The organism is Saccharopolyspora shandongensis (assembly GCF_900106995.1).
GTDB lineage: Bacteria > Actinomycetota > Actinomycetes > Mycobacteriales > Pseudonocardiaceae > Saccharopolyspora > Saccharopolyspora shandongensis.
Window position 1 is genome coordinate 125,286 of record NZ_FNOK01000025.1, and the last position, 6,000, is coordinate 131,285.

A 6,000-nucleotide genomic window follows, 5' to 3' on the forward strand; every position below is an offset into this window, starting at 1 on the left:
CACCGCCCGGACAATAAATCCGTTGCGCCACAACGCTTATCCCATTCATCATGAGTGGCGTGATTTCCGTGCGTCGGGTGGTCGAGGGCGAGCTCGCTGCCTTGCGGGAGGTGCGGCTGCGCGCGCTCGCGGCGGACGCTGCCGCATTCGGGTCTACTTTGGACGGCGAGCGGACGCGGTCGATGGCGTTCTGGCGGGAGCGGCTCGCCCGCGGCCCGTGGTTCGTGGCTTGGGCGGAGCAGGAGGCCGTCGGCGTCGTCTCGGCGGTGCCGACGCCGACCCGGGCGGAGTACCGGCTCGAAGCAATGTGGGTCGACCAGGCGTGGCGGGGCGAGGGCGTCGCGGACGTCCTGGTCGATGCGGTCTTGGCGTGGTCGCGGAGCAGGGGCGCGAGCTCCGTGACGTTGTGGGTCTTCGACGGGAACCCGGCTGCCCGGCGTTTCTACGAGCGCGTCGGATTCCGCCCGGTGGGGCGGCGGGAGCAACATCCGGAGAAGGCGGAGCAGGTCAGGGAGTGCCTGCGGATCCAGTTGCGGTCCGACGCCTGATCGTGGGCCGGGCACCGGGGGAAGGGGGACGGAATAGGAATTCCGCAATGCGGACTTGATGGGCGTGCTGGTGATCTCGCTGATCCCGCCACGTACTCTTCGGGTGTGTCTCGGGCCGGTTTGGACAAGAAGCCTCACGAGGTCGCCGCGATGTTCGACGGCGTCGCGCGCAGGTACGACCTGACCAACACGGTGCTGTCCTTCGGGCAGGACCGGCGCTGGCGGGAAGTGACCCGGCGGGCTCTGGCTCCGAAGCCGGGCGAGCGGGTGCTCGACCTGGCAGCAGGCAGCGGCGTGTCGACGGTGGAGTTCGCCCGCTCCGGCGCCTGGTGCGTGGCCGCGGACTTCTCGTTGGGCATGCTGTCGGTCGGCCGGGATCGAGGCGTGCCGATGGTCGCGGCCGACGCGCTCCGGCTGCCGTTCGCCGACGAATCCTTCGACGCCGCGACGATCTCGTTCGGGCTGCGGAACCTGGTCGACACGGCCGCCGGCCTGCGGGAGATGCTGCGGGTGGTGCGCCCCGGCGGCCGGCTGGTGGTGTGCGAGTTCTCGACGCCAACCTGGCAGCCGTTCCGGACGATCTACATGAACTACCTGATGCGGGCCCTGCCGCCGATCGCCCGCGCGGTGTCGTCCAACCCGGATGCCTACGTCTACCTCGCGGAGTCGATCCGCGAGTGGCCGGACCAGCGCGGGTTGGCGGAGCTGATCGCCGAGAGCGGCTGGAGCGGCGTGCAGTGGCGCAACCTCACCAGCGGCGTCGTCGCCGTCCACCGCGCGGTCAAGCCCTCCTGATTCCTCGCGGCTTCAGAGCCAGGTCGTCTCCGGTGGCGAGGCTTCGGCTGAGTGCTGGGCCTGACCGATCGCGGTCATGAACGCTTGCGATGCCGCGGCGAGCGGGCGGTGCGGATCGCGTACCACCGCGATGCGGCGGCGGACCTCGGGGCCGCCGAGCGCCCGGTGTTCGAGCCCGGCGAACTGGATCAGCGGTAGCACCAGCCCGGGCATCACCGCCACGCCGAGCCCGGCCGCGACCAGTCCCGCGACGGTGGTGATGTTCCGCGATTCCAGCACGACGTCTGGGCGCACCCGCGCGGCGGCGAAGGCGCGTTCGGCGTGCTGCCGGATGCTGCTGGTCGGGTCGAAGGCGATGTGCGGTTGGCCGGCGAGGTCCGCCCAGTCGAGCCGCCGGTGTTCGGAGAACCGGTGCGACGGCGGGAAAACGCAGCAGAACCGGTCGGTGGCGATCGGCCGGACCTGCAGGTCCGGCAGCGGTTCGGGCACCACCGTGACGGCCAGGTCGACCGCGCCGCTGCGGACCCGCTGCAGCACCTCGTCCGACATGCCGTCCTCAATGGACAGTTCGACCTCGGGGTGCGTCGCCCGGTAGGCGGAGGCCACGGGCGGCAGCAGGATCGCCGCCAGCGACGGCAGCGCCGCGATCCGCACCCGGCCACGGCTGCCGGCCAGGAACCCCTCGAAGTGGTTGATCCCGGCGTCGAAGGCCTCGACCACGCGCCGCGCCACCCGGCAGAACTCGCTGCCCTCCGGCGTGATGACGAGGTTCCGCGTGGTGCGTTCGAACAGCGTGATGCCGAGCTTGCGCTCCACCTCCCGGACGGTGCGGCTCATCGAAGACTGAGCCAGGTGGAGCTGATCTCCGGCGAGCGTGAAGCTGCCCGCGTCGTGCACGGCGAGCACCAGTCGGAGCTGTTGAAGCGTCAGATCCATGCCCACGGCGAATTAATCTATCAGTAACTCTTGCTTGACGCGCATGAGCGACGCGGATCACAGTACGTCCGTCCGGCAACGGAGGTGCTGCATGCTCGCCGCGAGTGGGTTCCTGACCATCGGGGTCTTCCTGGCCCTGGTGCTGTCCCGACGTGTTTCGGTGCTCTTCGCACTGACCTTGGTGCCCATAGCCGCCGCGGTGGCCAGCGGCTTCGGCGGCCGGCTCGGCTCGCTGATCGCCGACGGCCTGATCACCGTCGCGCCGGTGGCCATCATGATCACGTTCGCGGTGCTCTACTTCAGCCTGATGGTCGACGCCGGGCTGTTCGACCCGGCGGTGACCCGCATCCTGCGCTGGGCCAAGGGCGATCCGCTGAAGATCACGCTGGGCACCGCGCTGCTCACGCTGCTCGTCGCGCTCGACGGCGACGGCGCGTCGACGTTCCTCATCACGGTGTCCGCGCTGTTGCCGATCTACCAGCGGTTGGGCATGCGGCGAATCGTGCTGGCCGGCGTGATCTGCCTGGCCGCGGGCGTGATGAACATGGTGCCGTGGGGCGGCCCCACGGCTAGGGCGATGGCCGCGCTGAAGCTGGACAGCAGCCAGCTGTTCCTCCCGGTGCTCCCCGCGATGCTGGCCGGAATCCTCTGGGTGCTGCTGGCGGCGTACCTGATCGGCCGCGCGGAGCGGAAGCGGCTCGGCGTCATCGAGGTGGCCGTCGCGAACCGCGCCCGTCCGACCGGGGCCGACCGGGTGCGGTACTGGGCCAACGCGGCCCTGACACTGGTGCTAGTCGGGTGCCTGCTCGCCCAGCTCGCGGACCTGGAAGTGCTCTTCCTGGTGGCCTTCCTGGTGGCGCTGCTGATCAACCGGCCGTCCTGGCAGGGCCAGCAAGAACTGCTGACCAAGCACGCGTACAACGTGGTGCTGGTCGTCGCGGTGATCTTCGCCGCCGGGGTGTTCACCGGCATCATGACCGGCACCGGGATGATCAAGGCGATGGCCGAGGGCCTGGTGGCGGTCATCCCGGACTCCGCCGCCGGGCTGCTGCCGGTGGCGACCGCGATCACCAGCATGCCGTTCAGCCTGGTGTTCACCCCGGACGCGTACTACTACGGCGTGGTCCCGGTGCTCGCCGAGACCACCGCGGCGCTCGGCGGCGATCCGGCCGCCATCGGGCGGGCCGCGATCCTCGGCCAGATGACCACCGGTTTCCCGCTCAGCCCGCTGACCGCCTCGACGTTCATCCTGCTCGGGATGAGCAAGGTCGACCTCGGCGACCACCAGCGGTTCATCTTCAAGTGGGCGTTCGGCACGACGCTGGTGATGACCGCGGTCGCGCTGGTCACGGGGGTGCTGTGATGCGCATCGGCAGCGGAGCCGGGTTCGCCGGCGACCGGATCGGACCTGCGGTGGACCTCGCGGCGCGGGCCGGCCTGGACGACCTGGTCCTGGAATGCCTGGCAGAACGCACCATCGCGCTCGGCCAGCAGCGGAAGCTGCGCGACCCGGCGGTCGGCTACGACCCGCGGCTGCGTGCGCGCTTCGAGCGGCTGCTGCCGGTCACCGGCGAGCACGGCGTGCGGGTGGTGACGAACATGGGCGCGGCGAACCCCTTAGCGGCGGGTGCGGTCACCCGCGACCTGCTGGTGGACCTGGGCGTGCGCGGCAAGATCGCAGTGGTCACCGGGGACGACGTGCTGGACCGGCTCGACCTGCGGGTTCCGGCGCTGGAGGACGGGATCCCGCTCGCCGACCACGGCGCGGTCGTCTCCGCGAACGCCTACCTGGGCGCGGACGCACTGCTACCGGCGCTGGACACCGGGGCGAACGTGGTGCTGACCGGACGAGTCGCGGACCCGTCGCTGTTCGTCGCGCCGCTGGCGCACCGGCTGGGCTGGGAGCTCGACGACTGGCCGCGGATCGCGGCCGGCACGCTCGTCGGGCACCTCCTGGAGTGCGCGGGGCAGGTGACCGGTGGCTACTTCGCGGACCCCGGGGTGAAGGACGTGCCGGGCCTGGCCGAGCTGGGGTTCCCGTTCGCGGAAGTGGCATCGGACGGCACGGCGACCATCGGCAAGCTCGCGGGCACCGGAGGCGTCGTCTCCACAGGGACGGTGCGCGAGCAGCTGCTCTACGAGGTGACCGACCCGACCGGCTACCGCACTCCCGACGTGGTGCTGGACTTCCGCCCGGTGCGCGCGGAGCAGACCGGCGCCGACCGGGTCCGGATCAGCGGTGCCGCCGGTATGGCTCGCCCGGCGGAGTTGAAGGTGAGCGTCGGCTACCGCGCGGGGTATCGGGCGGAGTGCGGCATCAGCTATGCCGGGCCGAACGCCGCCGGCCGGGCACGGTTGGCGGCGGATGTGGTCACCACCAGGCTGCGCGGCACCGGGCTGCGCATCAGGGCGGAAGTCCTCGGCGCGCTCAGGGACTCGGGCGAGCCGACGGATGAGTGCCGCCTGCGGGTGGCGGCGATGGCGCCCGATCCGGCGGCGGCCGACGTCGTGTGCCACGAGGTCGAAGCGCTCTACACGAACGGGCCGGCGGGTGGTGGCGGTGTTCGCGCCGATGTCCGCGAGGTGATCGGCATCGTGTCGGCGTTCATTCCCCGATCGGACGTCGAGACCCGGGTGACGGTGCTGGAGGCCGACGATGCTGCTGCATGAAATCGCCCATTGCCGGGCCGGCGACAAAGGGGACACTTCGACGCTGTCGCTGTTCCCCTATCGCGACGACGACTTCCCCCTCCTGGCCCGGGAGGTCACGGCGGAACGGGTCCGCGAGCACCTCGCGGGTCACATCCGGGGCGAGGTGCTCCGCTACGAACTGCCGAACCTGTGCGGCCTGCAGTTCACCTGTCGCCAAGCGCTCGACGGCGGGGTGACTACATCGCTGGCCCTCGACACCCACGGAAAGTCTCTGAGTTCCCGTCTCCTGTCGCTGGTGCTCTGAGAAGGCGGATCGGGAGTGGCGACAAGCCTGTTTTCGCAGACGAACGGCCTGTTGATGGACCGCGGAGGTGTTTAAAGGGGGGTGGTTGCAAGGGGTGTTTTGGGGGTGTGTAAATTTATCCAAGTCAGAGCGACACGGGCCGGGAAAACCGGGCCGAGCCTGACGCGGGGTCGCGAACCAAGCTCCCACGACTGAGTGGTAGAGTGGGCGAGCCCGAAAGGCAAGACTTGAAAAAGCTAAACGCTTCCGCGTGTTGATAACTGAAGAGCCAAGTGGTCCCGAAAGATAACGAATTGGGTCGGTTGAGAAAGCGAACCCCCCGGTTTGACACGGGAAATCACGATGCTCTACAGTGGTAAACACGAAAGCGAAAACGAGGAAATGCTCCCCGGAGCTGCGGTCCCGATAGGGATTGATGCGATGGTGTGGGTGTGTTCTTTGAGAACTCAACAGCGGACTGTTTTGGTTAGTGTTCTTTTATGCCCCCGACCATGCAGATTGTGTGTGGTTGGTGGTTTCTTTGAGTATGACGCTCGCCCGGTTGGGTTTGAGTGTCTGCTGGGATTGTTCAACAGCATTGTTGGAGAGTTTGATCCTGGCTCAGGACGAACGCTGGCGGCGTGCTTAACACATGCAAGTCGAACGCTGAAGCACTTTCGGGTGTGGATGAGTGGCGAACGGGTGAGTAACACGTGGGTAATCTGCCCTGCACTCTGGGATAAGCCTTGGAAACGGGGTCTAATACCGGATATGACACTGGATCGC

Annotated in this window: 6 protein-coding genes and 1 rRNA gene; 6 read left to right on the top strand and 1 reads right to left on the bottom strand. The window is 68.7% G+C overall.

Features of this window, described 5'->3' with window-relative positions; genetic code table 11:
• Window positions 1–59 precede the first annotated feature (59 nt).
• Both BLW84_RS25030 and BLW84_RS25035 read left to right on the top strand, forming a co-directional pair.
• Entirely contained in the window at window positions 60–548 is a 489-nt protein-coding gene (locus BLW84_RS25030; RefSeq protein ID WP_177226670.1) for a GNAT family N-acetyltransferase, read from the top strand.
• A 105-nt stretch (window positions 549–653) separates the two neighbouring features.
• On the top strand, window positions 654–1,343 hold the full coding sequence (locus BLW84_RS25035; protein WP_093269548.1) for a demethylmenaquinone methyltransferase: 690 nt from the start codon (window positions 654–656) through the stop codon (window positions 1,341–1,343).
• A gap of 12 nt (window positions 1,344–1,355) precedes the next feature.
• Here the strand turns inward: BLW84_RS25035 and BLW84_RS25040 are convergent, their stop codons facing one another.
• Window positions 1,356–2,279 carry a LysR family transcriptional regulator gene (locus BLW84_RS25040; RefSeq protein ID WP_245761359.1) on the bottom strand — a complete coding sequence of 308 codons (924 nt, stop codon included), beginning with the start codon at window positions 2,277–2,279 and terminating at the stop codon, window positions 1,356–1,358.
• A gap of 91 nt (window positions 2,280–2,370) precedes the next feature.
• On the opposite strand from BLW84_RS25040, the gene BLW84_RS25045 reads away from it, so the two are divergent.
• The 4 genes from BLW84_RS25045 to BLW84_RS25060 form a co-directional block, all read left to right on the top strand.
• Window positions 2,371–3,642, top strand: coding sequence for a CitMHS family transporter (locus tag BLW84_RS25045; RefSeq protein ID WP_093269553.1), 1,272 nt, complete (start codon window positions 2,371–2,373; stop codon window positions 3,640–3,642).
• Entirely contained in the window at window positions 3,642–4,949 is a 1,308-nt protein-coding gene (locus BLW84_RS25050) for an acyclic terpene utilization AtuA family protein (protein ID WP_093269556.1), read from the top strand. The genes BLW84_RS25045 and BLW84_RS25050 overlap by 1 nt, the downstream gene beginning before the upstream one ends.
• A complete protein-coding gene (locus BLW84_RS25055) occupies window positions 4,936–5,235 on the top strand; it encodes an AtuA-related protein (RefSeq protein ID WP_093269559.1) in 300 nt (99 codons plus the stop codon). The genes BLW84_RS25050 and BLW84_RS25055 overlap by 14 nt, the downstream gene beginning before the upstream one ends.
• Before the next feature lie 577 nt (window positions 5,236–5,812).
• Window positions 5,813–6,000 (top strand): 16S ribosomal RNA (locus tag BLW84_RS25060); the annotation flags it as partial.